The organism is Nocardia sp. NPDC050412, assembly GCF_044458825.1.
Classification (GTDB): Bacteria; Actinomycetota; Actinomycetes; order Mycobacteriales; family Mycobacteriaceae; genus Nocardia.
Genome location: NZ_JBITIJ010000011.1, coordinates 127,659 through 146,422 on the forward strand (window position 1 = coordinate 127,659; position 18,764 = coordinate 146,422).

The 18,764-nt window shown below is 62.3% G+C and carries 14 protein-coding genes; 11 read left to right on the forward strand and 3 right to left on the reverse strand.

Going from position 1 to position 18,764, the window contains the following annotated elements; all coding sequences use genetic code 11:
* Positions 1–627: 627 nt before the first annotated feature.
* Positions 628–828, reverse strand: a complete 201-nt coding sequence (locus ACIBI6_RS28570; RefSeq protein WP_396958406.1) for a hypothetical protein — start codon at positions 826–828, stop codon at positions 628–630.
* A 145-nt stretch (positions 829–973) separates the two neighbouring features.
* Between ACIBI6_RS28570 and ACIBI6_RS28575 the strand changes: the two genes are divergently transcribed.
* The 11 genes from ACIBI6_RS28575 to ACIBI6_RS28625 all read left to right on the forward strand — a co-directional run bounded on the left by ACIBI6_RS28575 (position 974) and on the right by ACIBI6_RS28625 (position 16,372).
* A complete protein-coding gene (locus ACIBI6_RS28575; RefSeq protein WP_396958407.1) occupies positions 974–1,204 on the forward strand; it encodes a hypothetical protein in 231 nt (76 codons plus the stop codon).
* 224 nt (positions 1,205–1,428) lie between these two features.
* Complete coding sequence (locus tag ACIBI6_RS28580) at positions 1,429–8,772, forward strand: toxin glutamine deamidase domain-containing protein (RefSeq protein WP_396958408.1); 7,344 nt, start codon at positions 1,429–1,431, stop codon at positions 8,770–8,772.
* An 87-nt stretch (positions 8,773–8,859) separates the two neighbouring features.
* Positions 8,860–9,357, forward strand: coding sequence for a DUF6301 family protein (locus ACIBI6_RS28585; protein ID WP_396958409.1), 498 nt, complete (start codon positions 8,860–8,862; stop codon positions 9,355–9,357).
* The gene (locus tag ACIBI6_RS28590) at positions 9,354–9,803 is read left to right on the forward strand and encodes a TY-Chap domain-containing protein (RefSeq protein WP_396958410.1); all 450 of its coding nucleotides are present in this window, start codon (positions 9,354–9,356) and stop codon (positions 9,801–9,803) included. The genes ACIBI6_RS28585 and ACIBI6_RS28590 overlap by 4 nt, the downstream gene beginning before the upstream one ends.
* Before the next feature lie 35 nt (positions 9,804–9,838).
* Positions 9,839–10,075, forward strand: coding sequence for a hypothetical protein (locus ACIBI6_RS28595; RefSeq protein ID WP_364349149.1), 237 nt, complete (start codon positions 9,839–9,841; stop codon positions 10,073–10,075).
* 22 nt (positions 10,076–10,097) lie between these two features.
* Positions 10,098–11,165 (forward strand): DUF6301 family protein, encoded by a 1,068-nt coding sequence (locus ACIBI6_RS28600; RefSeq protein ID WP_396958411.1) that lies wholly within the window; start codon positions 10,098–10,100, stop codon positions 11,163–11,165.
* Positions 11,166–11,279: 114 nt separating this feature from the next.
* Complete coding sequence (locus ACIBI6_RS28605; RefSeq protein WP_364349143.1) at positions 11,280–11,762, forward strand: DUF6301 family protein; 483 nt, start codon at positions 11,280–11,282, stop codon at positions 11,760–11,762.
* Positions 11,759–12,574, forward strand: a complete 816-nt coding sequence (locus tag ACIBI6_RS28610; protein WP_396958412.1) for a TY-Chap domain-containing protein — start codon at positions 11,759–11,761, stop codon at positions 12,572–12,574. Before ACIBI6_RS28605 ends, ACIBI6_RS28610 begins: the two co-directional genes overlap by 4 nt.
* Positions 12,575–12,697: 123 nt before the next feature.
* The gene (locus tag ACIBI6_RS28615; protein WP_396958413.1) at positions 12,698–13,777 is read left to right on the forward strand and encodes an ADP-ribosylglycohydrolase family protein; all 1,080 of its coding nucleotides are present in this window, start codon (positions 12,698–12,700) and stop codon (positions 13,775–13,777) included.
* A 561-nt stretch (positions 13,778–14,338) separates the two neighbouring features.
* Positions 14,339–14,989 (forward strand): dihydrofolate reductase family protein, encoded by a 651-nt coding sequence (locus ACIBI6_RS28620; RefSeq protein ID WP_396958414.1) that lies wholly within the window; start codon positions 14,339–14,341, stop codon positions 14,987–14,989.
* 447 nt (positions 14,990–15,436) lie between these two features.
* Entirely contained in the window at positions 15,437–16,372 is a 936-nt protein-coding gene (locus tag ACIBI6_RS28625; protein ID WP_396958415.1) for an ADP-ribosylglycohydrolase family protein, read from the forward strand.
* 632 nt (positions 16,373–17,004) lie between these two features.
* On the opposite strand, the gene ACIBI6_RS28630 is transcribed toward ACIBI6_RS28625, so the two are convergent.
* Both ACIBI6_RS28630 and ACIBI6_RS28635 read right to left on the reverse strand, forming a co-directional pair.
* Positions 17,005–17,535, reverse strand: a complete 531-nt coding sequence (locus ACIBI6_RS28630) for a hypothetical protein (RefSeq protein ID WP_396958416.1) — start codon at positions 17,533–17,535, stop codon at positions 17,005–17,007.
* Positions 17,536–17,988: 453 nt separating this feature from the next.
* On the reverse strand, positions 17,989–18,723 hold the full coding sequence (locus tag ACIBI6_RS28635; protein WP_396958417.1) for a hypothetical protein: 735 nt from the start codon (positions 18,721–18,723) through the stop codon (positions 17,989–17,991).
* Between the last annotated feature and the right edge of the window lie 41 nt (positions 18,724–18,764).

Sequence of the window (18,764 nt, forward strand, 5' to 3'; positions counted from 1 at the left end):
CACCGCAATTCAGCCACCAGCCGACCCGATACCCACCTGCCAGGTCCACGTGACACCGCATCCCCGCCACGAGAGACCACAAATTCAGCGAACTCGCGCAGCACGGACACGGGACAACGCACCGCGCACCGCGCCCCGGAATCCACGACGAACCGTACGCCCACCGCCGAACGCGATACGCCACGCGCGGACCGCAATACAGAGTCCCGCGACCACCGTGCACCCGGGGACGATCCCCGCGGCGCCCCACCTCGACGAACCGCTGATCTTTCGGACCGGACCGACGGTACAAACCATCACCCACTCGAGCCAGAAGTTCGCGACACCTCGACCGGGGGCACGGGCAACCAGGCACCACAGGTCATTACGCACCCGCCTTCCAGCGGTGACACCCGTGGAGGTTCTGCGACATCAGGTGAACATCGCACCAACTCGCCACACACGAATTCGACTGATCACGCGCCACGTGGCACCGCCACACCAGACGAACCGGACATCGCCTATTCGGGCGGAGCGGTCCGACCACGCGACGATTTCGCGGCGTTCGAATGGGCCGAAAAGGCCTACGACCATTTCCGAAGCGACGACCGTGATATCGACGACATCGCCCATGTGCTCGCCGACCATTCACGTGACAACGGGACGCACTTCACACACGACGATATCCAGCAGATCAAGAACCACCTGTTCCGCGAAGAACATCCGATCCAGGACTACGACGGAACCGTCACACACCGACGCTACGACGCGGACCCCGACATCGCCGAAGCATGGATCCGACTGCGATCCGGTCGCCCGCACCCCGCCGATCTCGTGCTGCTCGAACACGAACTCGCGGAGTCGAACTACTATCGCGACAACCCGGGGGCGCTCTACCAACAGGCCCACGCACACGCCAACATCGACCACAACTGGGCACCAGTTGCGGCACCGCGCAGCGGCGAACGATACGACACACTATGGGGACCACACGATGGCGCTACTGATCTACTACAACCGAATCAGGAACGACCCGAACGAGGTGGAATACCAGTTCGGCGAGACGAGGGACAACCTCGACCGCGTCCTGACGATCGACACGACGAACAACACCGCCCGCACGGACCAACCGGAGGACGTGATTTTCCGGTCCGCGGCGGGACAGATCATGCTCCGGGCCAAACGCGAGAAAGTGTGGCCCCAGAACGGAGTAATCGCCTCCTAACCGACGACGGCGAGTCCCGCGACACATCGGTCCCCGAACCGGTCGATAGTCCATCTCGGCGTGGAGTGCCTGGCGAAGGCGAGCACGCCTTCCCTGCCCCCGGCTCCCACGACTCGACAACAGACCCCAACCATCCATCAGGGCCACGGGACGACCCCAGCGTTGCGGGTGCTCCAGCGGAACGGTCTGCATGGGCCCGGCAGCCAGGCGCCGAGCCGTTCGAATTGGCCTACCACGAGCAGAAGTTCGTCGAGAAGTACGCCGCGCAGCGTGGCCTCTCGTTCGACGACGTCGTCCGCGGCATTCAGGACGGCAGGCTCGTTCTCGCTGATTATGGTGTCTACAAGAATCAGCGACAACTGCGGATCGAGACTCCCGACGAACTCGACCCGCGCTACCTCACCGACGTCGTAGCCCACGAGCTAGCCAACCCGCAGGAGAAACGGCTCTACGCGAGCGTCGAACCCGACGCGTTCAAACCGGGATGCCACGACAGCGAGTTGCCCGAGCACCTGACGCGGTCCATGCCACGGGACGCGCTGAACGACACTGTGGCACCGATCGACCCCACAAAGATTGTGGTCAGCCATCACGGCGACGACCTCTCACCGATATGGCGTGACCTCAGTGCGGGGGATGCGTTCCTGGACGCTAAGAACGCGCTGTTCCGGATGGATTCGCGCGGTGCGGAGGTCTTCGGCCCAGGCTTCGCGCCACGTGACCCCGGCAACCTCAACATCGGCGCCCACGTCGGTCACACCGGCCCCGGCCACGGTGATGGATTCGTCTCACTATCCCGAAGTCCTGAGCACACCATCGCGCGGGAAACGGAGATCGCCGGCAACGACCTGAACCGGCTCGCCAACGAGGGAAAGCTACAACGTCTGCCCGACGGCACCTACCGGCAGACGCTGTATATGCATGAGCTGTATCACCCGCACGGCATCGTCGTCGATGCCACCTTCCACGATGCCACTGCCCGCAGCCGGTACCACGCGGGCAGCCACCAGGAAGCCGAAGTCTTGGCCCCTGGCGGAATCTCTGGTGACACTGTGTTCCGAATCTGGCCTCGGGAGATCATCCTCGACGCCCACGGCAACCAGGTGTCTGTCCAGGTCGGCGAACCTGTCTACAATCCGCGCTTCGCCCATCTCGACAACCCTCGATTCGCCGAAACTCATGACCTCGGCACGAGCGGCGATGGTCACCAGTCCACAGGACAGAGCACGGATCGCTCAGGAATAGGACGAGAAAACGAGTCCGAATCGGTTGCGCCGCAGGATAATCCGGTCGCCCACCCGGAAATATCGTCGACGCGAGCACCGGAATCGGAGCCGCCGCCGCACCGCCCGGGGTTCGACCCGGCAGTCGATAGATACGTCGCCAGGTTCAACGACGGCCGCCTCATTCCCATGGACCCGTTCTACAGCGGCGAATACAACCCCCACATCGGCCGCTACCAACCCACCCAACAAGAAATCGCCGCCGCCCGCGCCCACCCACCGGGCGAGAGCCCACACGACATCCAGGTGCGCAACTGGCTCGACACGCAGCGACAATCGCACCCCAGCGATCCTGCTCCGGAGTCCCAGCCTCCAGCACCACAGGAACCATGGAGGTCGTCGCGAGCACCGGAATCGCTGCCACCGATTACTCACGCACCGACGCACGAGCCGACGACACCGCATCCGCCGACCACGCCTGACCCGGTTCCACGGCAGCCTGTATCGCGAGATCATTCACGGGCACAACCGCATTCGATGTCGCAGCACGCTTCCGAGTCACCCTCGCCGCACGCGCCATGGATGTCCTCGCGCGCCCCCGAGTCACCGCTGCCGACACCACATGCGACCGCGCCGAAGTCGCACTCTCCAGCACCACCCACGCAACATCCCCCTGAAGCACACCGACCCGTCTCGCCTGCGCCGCATCGCTCACCAACGGATGCAGCTCCAGCACCGCACATTTCGCCCACTCACACGCCGACACCACCACACCAGCCGGTAGCCCGCACACCATCGACACCACACCAACGTCCCCCCGAACTCAGCCCGCACCAGGCCCCGCCACCGCAGCCCCGCACTCTGGTAGCACCTCCCGAATCCTCTCGTAGCTCGACGCCCCCGCAAGTCATCGAGTCACACACACCGGTCCCGCCAACACCGGTACGACATGCGGGTCCAGCGGAACACTCAGCGCCGTACTCGGATTCGCGCGCACCGCAGCAGCGCGGTCCGCACGCGCACAGCTCAAATGATCCCCAGCATCCGGGCAGAGCGCCGAGGCCGGACCAGCCTGTCCCGCATCAGGATCCGCAACGCCTATCGCCCCAGGAGTTGCAGCAGGCACATCAGGTGCGACAGGTACGTGAGTGGTACCGCCAGCAGCTGCCCGAGGGCGGCCACCCCACTCCGGTGCCCGCCGAGCATGGATCGAATGCCAAGCCCGCCTATGACTTCCGGCGCTACCCCGACGAGCACCAAGGCTCCGTCGCGGTAGCTGGCATCAAGGTGCATGTCACCGCCGACCGCAGCGTATCCCCAGAACAGGTGGCGCGGTTGTGGGAAAGGGCGCAGTTGGCAACGGATCTGACCTTCAATCACGGTCAACGGTTGCTGTCCGGTGACCGGGTGCTGATCGACTTAGTGCACACGCCGGATCCGGCAGCGGCGAACCTCCACATCCACGTCAGTGACACCTCCGGTCCATGGCATCCCGACGCCCACCCCGACGCGATCGTCCAGCAGTTACGCGACCATCTCGGACTGCAAACCGAACCAGGCCAGCGCGGGCACGGGTTCAGCCCGGACGAGATTCGCCAGCTCAGCAACGACATCGCCGAGGCCAATACCCCAGTCACCCGCGGCGACATCGCCGATGGTCGGGTGATCGGCGAAGGCAACCTCGACAACATCGAGGATCCCGCGTATCAACACGTAGTCGAGGATTCCGTCCGTGCTGGCAATCGATTCCTTGTCGGTGCCGATCCGCACCTGTACGCACAGCACATCAACGATGGTGGCCCCACGAAACCGGGTCGTAGCAACGACTGCAGTGATTGCACGATGGCGATCCTGTCCACCCACAACGGTCGGCCGACGGTCGCTGCCCCTCGATGGCCGGATGTGTTGCCTGACGGCAGCATCGACACCCACGGAGGTGAGGCGCTCGGTCTACAGCGCGCCGAAGCGTGGATCGGCAGCACTTGGCAACATTTCAACGACGGCGGCAGATCGATACCCGAGCAGTTCCAGGCATTGCATGACTGGGTAGCTCAACAAGGACCGGGTGCCTCGGCATACGTGCACAACGCCTGGCATGCCCTCGACCCGCAAACCGGGCAAAAGCTCTACAACCCGGACGGCAGTCCGATCATGGGGGGTTCGCACGCCACCGCGATCATCTACCCGCACGGGGCAAGCGGGCCGATGTGGGTGGACGCGCAACCGAAGCCGCCGATCATCTCCGATAACCCCCCAGCGCACCTGGTCGACAGGTCGTTTGGGGTGCGATTCATGATTTGCGACCCGAATGGAGGATCACATGGTGGCACAACGGTTCCAAACCGAGGAACAGGTCCAGCAGTATCTGGCCCAAGCATTCCCGAGCCTGCAGTTCGAAGGGCCGATTTCGTTCCAGCACGGATGGGTGTGCCGTCCGAAACTCACCCCGGAGGAGATAGCGCGGGGCATGGATCTGGGCCTGACCAGCTACGTGGTGAACCGGGAAACGGGCGTGGTGACGGTCCACCCGAGTCTGCATCCGTTCACGATCGGGGAGATGTACGACCAGGCGATCGAAGCGGGCCAACCGGTCCAGGGCGCCCAGATTTACCCACATCGCACCCGGACGACAATTCAACGCACACACGAGGACTCGGAGACGATCCAGTATCAAGTCCGAATCGAGTCGCTGCTCCAACCCCCGGAGCCGACCGAGGAATTCCAACTGACCATCACCAAGCACCCACTCAGCGTTCGGCCGACCCGGGCTGGCGCGTCACGCGCAGCGGCGTGGGCGCAATGGAAATCCCGCCAGGACGGGACCTGGCCGGAACAGGGAACCTTCGAGGACTAGGTTCCGAACACGCGGAGCTACCGCGCGACGTTGAAGTCCCAAAATCAATGTCGGCACCCGACTGGACACCAGCAGCCACAGAGGATTTCCCCGTACCTCGGGACACCTCGCGGGTCGACACGGGACCCAGTCACTCATCATTGGACAGCGATCAACCGAGTCCAGAATCGACACACCGTCCGCCTCATGTCGACGCCCCCACCCAGATCACCCGCGACGACGCGCCCCTCCGCGCAGATCCTGAACAAGCTGCTCGCAACTACGGCGAACCCGATGCTCACCGACAAGCCGCAACCGACGAGAGCACACCGACGCCGGGCACCGAAGCGGAGCACGGACCGGATCTTTCGAATACTGCCCGCGACACTGCCGCAGACCTCCGCCGAGCAGAACGATGGGCTGTCGAGGCATACAACGCCATCCGCAACGCGGATGATGTGGGTCGGGTCGTCTCGAGCCTCGAAGGTGCTCACCGCCCGGACGGATCGAAATATACGCACTCGATGATCGAAGCGGTAAAGGATCACCTTTTCCACCAAGAGCATCCGCTACGCGCAACCGATGGCGGTCTCATCAATGCACGTTTCGAGGCCAACCCAGATATCGCGGAGGCGTGGATCCGACTGCGATCCGGTAGGTTCACCGACTCTGATCTTCTCCTGTTGGAGCACGAACTAGCCGAACACCAGCACTCGGTGGAAAATCCCGATGCCAGCTATGCAGACTCGCACAGGGCCGCAAACGAAGTCGCCAATTGGGAGCAAGGACGCCGCGCATCCAGTCCCGAGGATTACACATGGGATGGGCCGGTCCACGAAAACAACCGAACTCACGCCGACACCGACTCACACCTCGACGGTCGAGGTCCAATGCCAGGCCAAAGCGGCGGCGAAATGCGGCCGCCGGGCGGACCCGAACCCAACAATCCGTCAGGGAGGGAGAACCCTGGGCGAACTCCCGGCAACGCCGGCTTCGAGGTCCCTCGAAGTCACATCACCGGTCCCGATGAATCTCCTATCGCCAGAACATCCGGCGCACGGGACCAACCCACTCCGTCCGCGGAGCCTCAGCGCTCGCGTAGCCATATCGAGCCTGCAGAAGCGACTCGAGATCAGCAGAACACCGCGAACACGCAGCGCGCAGAATCGACCGACAGTCCGTACCGGATTCCAGGAGAAAGCAACGACCGTCCTGCCCCGGCAATACCGGAGCGGGACGATCTACCGCCATCACCGGGCATGTATCGCGGAGACGACGGTTGCCTGCACAAGCCGGGAGACCCACCCAATTCCTGGCGCGATCGCGAAAAAGGCAGGTTACACGACTACAGCGACCCGCCCGGCGTATTCCGCAATAAGAACTATGATCGGCACAACGAAAAAGGGTTTGCCCCCAATCCCGACAAAGAAAATGATAAGAAGGTCATCTTTTCCGCAATCCCGGAAGGCCCCAAGCAACCCTATGAGGTGAAAGACCCCGAGATCGCAAAAAAGATTCAACTGGAGTCCGACGAGCGCAAGAAACAGCAATCTGCCCGCGATCCGGCCGGGCAAGAACTCGCCAGGCTCATCCCGAAGTTCAAGGATTTCGGGATATCAGAGGTTCGTCAACTCAAGGACAGCGAACTCGATAAGGGCGTGATAAAAGAGCTGGAAAAAGAGATCCGTGACAATCCGAGCCTCAGCCCAACGGAAAAGCTGGAGCGGTTGGCGGATGTGAGGGATCTCGAGGCCAACGCCAGGATTTGGAATAGCCAGGGCGTTGATATGGTGAACACCTCCAAGGGGATGGGCGACCTGGGCGGTGACGCATATTTCCACGACAAAGAGATATTTCCTGGCGCTGTGCAGTTAACCCCTTTCAAGGGCGCTGCCGATGGCAGGGATATGGCCGACAGACTCGTGCTCCAACCCAAGACCGAATCAACACCAACCAAGCTCATCAATGGCGAGCAGAAGGGCGTCGGCTCCGAACTCGGCGCTGCGGATACCCCACATGGCCGCGCGCAGCAGATGTCTCCGGAGCATACGGCGAGAACCTTGGCCATCGACCGGAACCTCATCACAATTTTCAATGAGACCCCCGTGCAGATGAAGGCTCGCGGTCTCGATCCGAACAGCCCTGAAGGCGTCGCGTTCATAAAAGCCCGAGATGAATTGATCCAGGCGCACCGAGACGGCACCCTGGTAATCGAGAACCACAAAGTTCACGTCGATATCAATGGCAATGTCTCGGTGACCAAATACAGCCTAGTACGTGATGGCGAGCTGGTTCCCGTCCCGATCCTCGGCGGCATCGAACGCCCCCGCGTTCGCCTGCCTGAGCTGGTAATCGAAATGGAACGCGAGCTGGTTCGAGAACATACCCTCGAAATCACACGCGTACTCGAGGGGTTGTCTCCACGTGAACGGGAGGTTGTCGGCCTAGTTGTAGAACTAGCGCGCGAACCCCACGTGTTGGATCCCCAAGCAGCAATGCTGCACCTTCAGATGCGCCAATCATTGGAGACCATCAATCAGGCAGTAGAAAGAGGCCTATCGCTCGACGAAAGAAGCCAGCTGGTCGCGGCCACGAAAGCAGGTCTAATTCGGGCGCAGGAATTGGAATTCGCGCGCAACTGGGAGCTCGTTCAGCGTTTGGATCTTGGCTCCGAGTCTGCAGTTATCGAGAAGCTCCTGGAATTGGATGTTAAATCGCGAGATATGTCGGTGACAGCAAACATCGAAGCGGCCAACCGGGAGATAGCCAAAGAGGCGGAGGCCAGGGTTTTGGAATACCGGGATCCGCAGTTGAAAGAGCGCTCCCGGTTCATCGCCCACGCGCTTGAGCAGGTCCGCGAGATGGATACGGCCTTCGCGCAAGGCAAGGAGCCAGACCTTGCCACAGTCCGGGCGAACCACGATCGTGTGCAACGCGTGATCGAGGTCGAACGAGAAAAAGAAGCCCGCGCGCTCGATCGACTGGGGCTGGACCCCGCTCATGACCGGCAAGTGACCGAATCGATCGAGGCCGCGCGCGCACGTAATTTAGAGCTGGCACGCGAAGAATTCGGACGAGAAATACTTCGGCAAGAACATAATCGTACGGTCGGCGACAATCGAGTTCTGCAGTTGACTCGTGAGCAGGCGCGAACCATGGATGTCCGGACGTATGCGCTCTGCCTCGAACTCGAACCAACCGGTTTCGATCCGCAATCGAGGTCTTTCACCTACGAGCCGACCGGACAACCACCTGTGCGAGTCCCCTACGACTCCATGGAGCGCCGTCAGGCGGAAATCATCAAGAACATCGAGCGCGGGACACCCGTCCAAACAGTCGAAGTCGAACATGTGGTCAGCGCCGGCCAAGGCCGGATCGCGACGGAGGCCGTGGGCGCGCGCGAGCGCGAAGACGACAGACAAGCCGAGCAACGACGCGTACAGATGCGGCGTGATGAACGCTTACGTGACCAAGCCCGCGCGCTGGAGCGAGAAGGTCGAACGCCGTCCTGAGCAGGGACATGTGCAGGAGTGCATCGCGATGACCGTTCCCCGGGAACGGAACCAAACGTAGTCCGGCGATAGGAATAAGGTGAATCCATGACGGGATGGCGTGCGCTGACCGACGACGAGATAATCGAATTGGCTACCGGCTTGCGATCGTTGGACTGGTCGTGGCAACTGCAGGATGTGCCCGCGATAGCCGCACGGTTCGATTGGCAGGTATTGATGGCCCGAGCGGATTGGGTCATGCTCGACTGCGGTTTCGGGCTGAGCAGCGGTGCGGTAACAGGCCGTGACGGGGTAGCCGAGTCCATCGAGTTGATGGTGGCAGACTCCGCAAGCGGGGACGCGACCGGCCGAGCAATGTTGCGTGACGCGTTCGTCAGGATGACCGAGGCCATAACCGGCGCTCTCGGCGAACCGACCGCCCGCATGCCGGGGGAAGCCGCCGAAATCCGTTGGGCTTTCCCGGAAGCAACCTTGCGCCTGAAGAATCTGAGTCTCGCGCATACTGTTCAGCTGACGTATCAGACGAACGCCTCGCTGGCGGCTCTCGATAGATCCATCGAATTCGAACGGCAGGGACTGATATGACGGATTGGACGGAATTCACCGAGCGACTGGCCGAGCAATTAGCGGTACTGCCCGCAGGCGCGATCGTAAAGATCGTCGAAGCGGGGGTCCCCCCAGGCCAGCAACGATTCGCGCAGTTCGCGCAGACCGACAGCGAGCTACTGGCCGAATTGGTCGGCGATGAGTTCCTCGAATCCACCGCAAGGCCGGACGAAACGGGATACCGGCTGATCACCGAGGCAGGCTGGCAGGAACCCGATGACGACCATGGCCCTTACTGGTGGATCGAGCTGCCTTGGCCGGTCTATTCCGCCATATACCGCCAGTTGGCGGCGATGGTGGTGACCGGACTCCGTGACGCGTTCCGAATCAGCGCCCCAGAGTCGTTGACCTACGCCGCATGGAACAAGAACGCGGACGAACGCGACCTTCACCTGCCACTGCTCGGGCTGGCACGCCAGGACTGATCGGTTGTCATCCGAGCTTTGGGGAAACGGAGACCATGACATTGGCACTGTACGCAGAAATCGAGAAAATCGAGGAAGACGAGGAAAGAGTTCGTTACCGGTACACCGATATACAGGGCAGTCAGTACACATTGGTCCTGAACAAGGCCACCGAGGTAATCGCGTCGGAGAACAGCGCCGACGACATGCTCTATCGGGCCGTTGCGAGAAAGATCGCAACGGCGTGGTTGGACAGCGGCACAACGCCCGAGCGCCTCGTAGTGCAGTCATGAAGGCACCATCGGGAGCCCTTGAATGAAACTGATGCGGCGGTTTCGCCTGGTCACGACTGGTCGGCTCGATCAAGCCCAACTCGAGGAACTTCGAGCGGTCATCGGGCTGACCCCCTCCGGTGCTGCGAACGACGCGGTAGGCAGCGAATTGGGGCACCGCATCCGAAACCACCCGCGATACCCATCAATTGGCGCTTCTACTATCACGCTGCTGCGCACCGGCGCCGATGAATGGTCCATCACCATTGATGCCCTCCCCTTTTTCGATATCGCGACATCGATCGGGCTCGTCGAAGTCGGCTGCCGCGCAGCAGGACTGACTGTCATCGACCGGCATCTGTCAGCGGACGCAACCGTAAGCGACGCACCGCCCAGCGCTGCCTCGCTGGAGCGCGCACGCAAAATTTTGGAAGAATCCAGCACACGACTGTGGGGTGACACCCTCACATTCGGCACACCGCCCCCCGAAGCACCGCGAGCCCGTATCACTTCCGAAGACGACCTGACGTTGGACTATGCGGCAGCCACCGAATCGCTGTCGACGCCCCACGCGGGCCGACCTGTCTCGAAACCGCTCTTCGTCGCCGACCACATACCCGTCGCAAAGCCGATGCCGAGACCGTCCGGATGGCAGGCGTTGTCCGACAACGCGATCGCCGATCTCGCCGAGAAACTACGCACGCTGGTCTGGTCATGGCGAATGGACAATCTGCTGCGCTTGGTGACCGTATTCGGTTGGCAAGAACCCACGATCCACTCAACGGACCGGGTCCAGTTCGCCTCCGGTCTCGGCCCGGACACCGTCGATATCATCGGCTTCGACGGCGACGCGGTACGCATCGAAGTCACCGTCAGCACCCAGGCCGCTGATACACCAGACGGCCGCGACAAAACAGTGGCGGCTTATGGCCGGATGGCGGACGTACTGACCAGATCCCTCGGCGGATCAACCGCTCGCCTCGACGACAGGGTTCCCGAAATCCGCTGGGCCGGTCCGCAAACAACCCTGCGGCTGATCGACTTCCACCACACGGTCCGGTTACAGCTGGTAACCAACGACTGGCTCAGCGCCCTCGACGAGGACGATTGACAACGCCCGTCGACCAGCGAGCTGGAATTGGGCGGATCAGGCCAGGGCGCGTGAACGTGAGAGTGTGGGCGGGAGCGGGATGGCTGTGTTGGAGACTGACGATAGGGCGGGGTTATGACGGGGTGGCGGGCGCTGGACGACGCCGAGATTGTCGAGCTGGCGCTTCGATTGCGGTCGCTGCATTGGTCGTGGCGATTGGCCGACGTGCAGGAACTGGCCGCCGAATTCGGATGGCACATAGAGCGAATAGGTCCACATTCGGTAAGCGTTGACGTTGGGTTCGGGCTGGCTAGTGGCCGCGTCGACGGCTGGGATGGACACGCCCACCACATCGTGCAGTCGGTGACCGACATCGACTCCGATGAGGCCGACAACGTGTGGGACGCGTTCGTGCGCATGACACGTGCGCTTACTGATGCGCTCGGGGCGCCGAGCACGCGAGTCCCGGGTGAATATCCCGAGGTGCGCTGGGCAGGACCACAGCAGACTCTCGCGCTGAAAGCCTTTCCTAGCGTGGTGAACCTGGAGCTGGTGCCCAACGAGCAGTTGGCTCTCGACGACGAGGGCGAAGCGCTCGCCGAGGCAGAACAGTCATGACCGGCTGGGACGAGTTCACCGATAGGTTGGCGAACCAGTTGGCGGTGCTGCCCGCGGGTGCGATTGTATCCATCCGAGAGCGTGTACCGAACCCGGATCGACGCCGGTATGCGCAGTTCTATCAGACCGATACCAAACTGTACGCCGAGCTACCCGGTCCTGGCATGCTGGACCCTGAGGTGCGGGCCGATGCCGCAGGGCTTGAGTACATCGCTGATCTGGGCTGGCAGCCGCCTATCGGGCGCGACAGCTACAACTGGTCGTTCAACGTGGCGTGGCCCGCGCCACGGGCCGAATACCATCGGCTGGCGGCGATGATCACCTCCGGTTTGCGGGATGCGTTCGGAATCGCTGCACCAGCGCAGTTGACGTATACGGCGTGGAACGAGAACAAGGGCAACGCCGACCTCGCCCTTCCCCTGCTGGGACTGGAACCAACCCCCAACGAGGCGGCATCGGCGACAGATCCGAAACTCCCGGCCAGGCCGAAACGCCGGTTGCTGCTGACCCTTTCGGGGGACCTCGACCACGATCGACTGGAACAGTTGCGTGACACCCTCGGCCTGAGCCGCCGAGGCCGTCTCGATGACCCTGATGCCGTGCAGTTCGGTTCACGTGAGCTCGGCGCGGGCGGGGATGCCTCGGTGCTGGCCAAGCTGTGGCGCGACGGTGAAAACCGGTGGTCCATCAGCGTCGAGGTCATGCCCGATGCCCTGATAGACAGCACCGACGTGGACCAGTGGCAGGAAATGTTCGAAACCGCCGCTCGGTCTGTCGGCTTCGACGTTGTCGAAGTCCGCGAATTTCCATGACCGTTGCGGGACTGTCGGTACCTGCTGATTTCCATACTGTCGCATGGTCAGGGGATGTCCCGCGGGCCCTCGGATGTGGCTGGGTGGTGTTTGTGCCAACCGGATGCGCAATGATGTTGTCCCGTGGGTGATTACAAGCCGGTCTTCGACCGGGTACGGGGTTCGCTGCTGGGTGGGGCGATCGGTGACGCGCTCGGGTGGCCTATCGAATTCCTGCAACTGGCCCAGATTCGCCAACGGTATGGAGCCGACGGGGTGCAAGGTTTTCTGCCTCAGCACGACGCGGGTGCGCCGCAACAGATTACCGATGACACCCAGATGACATTGTTCACCGCGGAGGGCCTGCTGCGGTCGGTTCCGGGAGTTGACCCGGTGCCAGCGCTGCGCAGAGCGTATCTGCGCTGGTTGCAGACCCAGACACCCGATGCTGCCGTACTGGACAGTGACGGCTGGCTGGCGAGTCAACCGTTTCTGTATGCGGCGCGGGCACCTGGGAATGCCTGTATGTCCGGTCTGAACAGGCAGGCATTGGGGTATCTCGCCCCAGACATGCTCGACCAACCCGGTCCCGTGAATCCGGGCTCGAAAGGTTGCGGCACCGTGATGCGGTCGGCACCGTTCGGACTGGCCGGGGCGGGCCCAGACCTCGCATTCACCACGGCCGCTCGCAGCGCGCAGCTGACCCACGGGCATCCCACGGGATATCTCGCCGCGGGCGCGTTCGCGGCACTAATTGATCGTGTTGTGGGCGGTGTCGAACTGCCGATTGCCGTGCAGCAGACCATTACTCAACTCGCGGCATTTCCCGCAGGTGCGGAAACCATGGCGGCGCTGACCCGCGCTGTCGAGCTGTCCGAGGGCGTGGCGAGCGCTGAAAAAGTCGAGCAGGTCGGCGCGGGGTGGATCGCAGAAGAGTGCCTGGCCATCGCGGTGTACTGCGCCCTGTACGCGGTCCGGACCGGCGATGTGCGCGCAGCACTGCTGTTGTCGGTGAACCATTCCGGTGACTCCGATTCCACCGGTGCGGTCGCCGGCAACCTGATCGGCGCCGCCCATGGTGTGTCCGGACTACCGATGGAGTGGGCATCCGTAGTCGAGGGTCGCGATGTGCTGGTCCAAGTCGCTGACGACCTCGTCCTGAACTACTTTGTCGGCGACCGATCCGCGTTACACGACCGGTACCCGTTCGACGAGGGACTGTAAGGGGTCAGTCGTTGGTTCGCGTGACTGGTCTGCTGGATCTCGGAGATCGCGGCGGCGGTCCAACGCGATCGGCCGCTGACCGTGGATGACAACATTGGGTAGAGCGGCACGAGTACGGCAAACTGGGGTACCGCCCTGTTGCGGGAGTTGCGCGATACACGCGCGGCACAGCAGCTAAACAAACACTTGAACAGACTCCCTGCGGTCGGCCTATTCGAGGAGTTCCTGCGTTTCACGCAGAAGCCAGACGAATTCCGATTCGGACGGCAAGACGACCTGTTCGACGACAGGGGGTCGTCGCTAATGATCACCGCTCGTCGATTGCCGTCGAGTGGTGAGAGGCATTTGCTGAGCCTATGACCGCTGAGGTCGCCGTAGCCGCGACTTTGGCGTGCAGAGTGATCTCTACACCGCGGTCGAGGAACTCTCGCAAGGCGTCGGAAGAGGTGGCGTGTGCGCGGAGGGGTCGCCGGTCATGTCGACCAGGTTGTTGTCACCGGCATGAAAGAGATGCGTTCTGACTCCGCCCGCAGCGATTCGACGTGAGACCGCTCAGAATCAGTGCGCCGCTCCGTCTACATCCACATGAAGCTCACCGTTCAGACGTTCCTGACCCTCGACGGCGTGATGCAGGCCCCCGGCGGGCCCGAGGAAGATCCCAGCGACACCTTCACCCACGGCGGCTGGCAGGCCCCCTTCCCGGACCAAGCCGTCGGCGAGTTCGTCACCGAACTCAACAGCCACGCCAGCGCATTCCTGTTCGGTCGCAGAACATTCGACATCTTCCGCGGCTACTGGCCTGATCAAACCGACCCCGGCAACCCCATTGCCACCGCGATCAACTCACTGCCCAAATACGTCGTGTCCAACTCGCTCAGCCAGGCCGATGCCACGTGGCGCGGCGAGCACCCCGACACCGCTCGTCTCCTCACCGGCGACGTCGTCGCGGCCGTGCAGGCGCTGAAGGACGAACCCGGCGACGAGCTGCAGATCTGGGGAAGCGGCAAACTGCTCCAGACACTGTTGCAGCACGAGCTTGTCGACCGCTTCCGCCTGATGACGTTTCCGCTGGTGCTCGGCTCCGGTCGCCGCTTGTTCAACGACGGCATCCTCCCGGCGACGATGCGCCCAGTCGAGCTCACCGTGACCGATCTCGGCATCGTCCTCGGCACCTACGAACCAGCAGGCCCGGTCCGCCACGGCCAGATGTAACCGGCTAGGGATGGCCGTGCCAGGCCCTCGCAACACCGCTGGCCATCACCGTAGCGATCACGGCGACGCGCACCGGTCTGATGTCGTCCTGATTCCCAACCTCGGTCAGCCGGTTCATCGACAACCCGAGCACCCGTCCTCGATCGACACCATTCGCGCTGTATCCAAGCCTTGAAGCTCGACGTGCGCGATCTCGCGCACGAGTCCGGGATCGCACTCGAACTCGACGAGGCATACACCCCGCCAACCGGAAGCAGCTCTCCTGGGCGCGAGCAACGCAAACACGTCACCGAACTCATCCGCGCACTTACGGCGACGAACCGACATCCACGGCCGCCGTTGAAGATTCAGACACACATTCGCCATGCGCGTAGATCGTCTTCCCCTTGGCTATCATCAGACGCAATGCATGTCGAGTTGATGCTTGATTCTTTGGATGGACTGTCCGTGGGGGACGCTTTGGGGCAGCAGTTCCCGATCATGCGCCGATCCATCGCAGATCTTCGGGCAGACAATCTTCCTGCCGGACCGTGGGGGTGGACCGACGACACCGAAATGGCCTGCTCCGTGGTTACCGAGCTGTCCAGTCGCGGCGAGATCGACCAGGATCGGCTTGCCACCGCTTTCGCGCGACGCTTCGACCCGAGCCGTGACTACGGCTTCGCCACGGTCGGCACCTTGCGTCGAGTCCGCGATGGCGTGCATTGGCGCACCGCGGCCGCAGCCGCATTCGGTGACGAAGGTTCCTGCGGCAACGGTGCGGCCATGCGGGTTGCCCCCTTGGGTGCCTTTTACGCCGGCGACCCGGAAAAGGTTGTCGCCGAAGCGGTCCGGTCGACGCAGGTAACGCATCTACATCCCGAAGGGATCACCGGCGCCGTCGCGGTCGCACTCGCCGCAGCCCACGCCGCGCATGCCCGCCTCAACGGGACACGGCCCACACCAACCGAATTCATCACCAGCGTCCTGGACCGCCTCGACCACGGTGACACGACCCGGCTGATCCGCCGCGCCCGCACCCTACTCGGATCCCCCGCCGCCGAAGCCGCGAACGAACTCGGCAACGGATCTCTGGTCACCGCGCAGAACACGGTGCCGTTCACGATGTGGGTCGCGGCCACACATCTGGACAACTACCCGGCCGCAATCACCACATGCATTGCCGCAGACGGAGATATCGACACCACCAGCGCCATCGTCGGCGGGATCGTCGCCGCCTACACCGGCAACCGCCCGGCCCCGATCGTTGGGATACCCCAGACATGGCTTGCCGCGCGAGAGGCGTTGCCCCGCTGGTGCAACCCGATCGATCGAACACGCGGGCGCAAGAATTCTGTATTCGGCCGCGCTCGACGATGGCTGTCCGGCGCATCGTCGAGATGACCATGCGGCCGGCATCCGCCGGCCTGTCATCGCATTCGTGCCCAAGCGCCCCGCGCCCCGGGATCGGACTCGGCATGCGCGGCCCAGAAACCCTTCAGCCAACGCTCTACTGTGACTGGTCTCCATCCTCCTCGGCAGTCTTTCGCGAACACTCCGCCAGTTCGCGCAAGTTGCTGGTTGCCCGGCAATCACGACACCAGGCGTCGAGCTGGTCGGTGAGGTGAGCCAGGGGCACCCCGTCTGCTGCCATGCGAGCTCCGCCTCCACCGCGGCGAACGCTTCGAGAAGGTGAGCCACCTCATCCGAAGCCGCCCAGTAGGGCACCGAAAGACCGCTGCGGCGCAACGTGTTATCCGTCGCCGACAGCCGTTCACCGTACTCGAGAATTCGACCGAGCAGGGTCCGCGCCGCCGATGCGCGGCGACCCGATCGCGCAGTGTCGCGGTCTTCAGCACCGGCATCGGCCACGCGGCATCGAGCCGACCCAGTAGGCGGCGGCAGGTCTCAGTTTCCAGGAACACCAGATGCTCGACCCGGGTCGGGATCCGACCGTCTACCCGAACATGTTCGAACAGCGGCTCTTGGCTAACATGCGGATAACCCATGTTAAGAGCCGATATGCGGCCCCTTCCCTACGTTGCAGTATGAGACTTTTGCCTGCGCTTGAGCTGCGCTTCGGCTCCCTGCCGCACAATCTGACTGTCCGAATCGCCCAGCCGGACTAAGGCTGCTTCTGCTTCCAGCCCGGGTGTGCCACCAAGCGCCCAGATCGCTTTCGTTGCGAGGGCCCTGTTGTCGTCGTAGTCGAGATAATCTGGAATCCAGACCGCAGCTCGATACAACGCAACGACCGCGGTCGGTGTCCGTAGCTGCCCGAGCAGCGACACCACAGCTTCGTGCATGTAGTGCCAATCTGCTGAACTCAACTGCAACAGCGTGTCGAGATAATCCATTGTGAGCCCGAACTCGGAGCTCACAATCAGAGCTAGTTCGACACCGTCGGCATCACGACTTTCGATCGCTTCCTTCAGCAGTTTCAATCCGAGTTCCCGACCATCGCTTGCCCCGAAGTGCCGCAGCACTTCTTCGGGCGAACCGACCCGAGTCGGATTTGCTGGGCTGTATACCAACCCTAGTATGACCTTGTCATCCTCTGGAGTCATCGTACTATCTCCCTCCACTTGACTGTCGCATCGTTGAATATCTGCAATGCAGGAACTCGACCCAACCCAATATTGACGTGCCCCAGACCATCACCCCCGAAGTGCGCCGCAAACTCCGGCCAACCCTTTGATACCACCGGCATATCCGGATACAGATCTTGGACGGCCTTCGCGTTGCTTCTGACACCGATTTCCGCTAGTTCGTCGATTGTTCTCGGACGAAGCTCGAATTCTAAAAGGTCGGCGGCATAGGAATCCGAAATCCCTGGGTGGGCGAGATGAATGTTTCCCTCGTCAGGGCAATCGTGCGGTATTTGCAATGTTTTAAAGTCAGACTCGCTCGCGCAAGGTCTGGACCGCGCCGAGCGGTCCGACATCCCCTCCAGCGCTGCTCACACATCGACGTGTCGCGCCGTCCGTCACTCGCAGTCCGCCGCCGAAAGTGCCGAGTGTTCAACCTTGCCGATTATCAGAAACGATATACTGCCATTTCGCTTCAAGTTGATCCATTGGAACGATCGGCGTGCAATACTGGTCCAGTAGCGCCGCCAGCTCCCCGGTTTCGGAAAGCGAGATCCCGCAAGCTTCTCTCAGTATGCTCATCAGTTCGATCTTGTGACCTCTAAAATACCCCGTCGATTTCAGATAAGACAGTAGATCGCTCAGGGAAGTTCCACTTTCCACCAGCCGACGCACCTCAGGATAGATCACGCTCCGCTTATGGTCAGCAGCTTTGAATTGCTCGGTGAATTTGTGGCTGATAACCCAGTAGTCATAGTCCTCTCGAGAAGTGGCGCAGAGTTGCTTACCGTCGAGCGACATTGCGATGAACTCGGGAGAGTTCGTAATCGCAATAATTCGGGAGGGAAGCCTTTCCCCTACCGTGTCTTGGACACATAACCAGCCGGCATGACTACTGCCTGGTCCCGGAAGTATGAGCAGGAACTTACCTGCATTTGCGTAGAGGGACACGGCGTTGGCTTCGGCATGCCACAGCCTGTCCAGCTCGCCGAGCGCGTCGTCTGAGCGGTAGGGGACTGTGTATTTCGGCTCCACTTCGCCGCCGTTTACGGCCTGCATTGCTTGCGATGGCGAGGGAACGCCTTCTGTGCTGTCCGAGCAAATGGCGAGGCCGATCGATGTCAGTGACCGGCGCAGCTCTTCAGATGGGATCACCGGAGTACTCATTCGCAGGCTCCTTCGTCTGGGCGGCTACTGATGCGATCACT

Coding starts and splice junctions, on each gene's coding strand:
- ACIBI6_RS28575 (WP_396958407.1), top strand. CDS start 974: ATGGCGCTACTGATCTACTACAACCGAATCAGGAACGACCCGAACGAG.
- ACIBI6_RS28585 (WP_396958409.1), top strand. CDS start 8,860: ATGACGGGATGGCGTGCGCTGACCGACGACGAGATAATCGAATTGGCT.
- ACIBI6_RS28590 (WP_396958410.1), top strand. CDS start 9,354: ATGACGGATTGGACGGAATTCACCGAGCGACTGGCCGAGCAATTAGCG.
- ACIBI6_RS28595 (WP_364349149.1), top strand. CDS start 9,839: ATGACATTGGCACTGTACGCAGAAATCGAGAAAATCGAGGAAGACGAG.
- ACIBI6_RS28600 (WP_396958411.1), top strand. CDS start 10,098: ATGAAACTGATGCGGCGGTTTCGCCTGGTCACGACTGGTCGGCTCGAT.
- ACIBI6_RS28605 (WP_364349143.1), top strand. CDS start 11,280: ATGACGGGGTGGCGGGCGCTGGACGACGCCGAGATTGTCGAGCTGGCG.
- ACIBI6_RS28610 (WP_396958412.1), top strand. CDS start 11,759: ATGACCGGCTGGGACGAGTTCACCGATAGGTTGGCGAACCAGTTGGCG.
- ACIBI6_RS28630 (WP_396958416.1), bottom strand. CDS start 17,535: ATGACTCCAGAGGATGACAAGGTCATACTAGGGTTGGTATACAGCCCA.
- ACIBI6_RS28635 (WP_396958417.1), bottom strand. CDS start 18,723: ATGAGTACTCCGGTGATCCCATCTGAAGAGCTGCGCCGGTCACTGACA.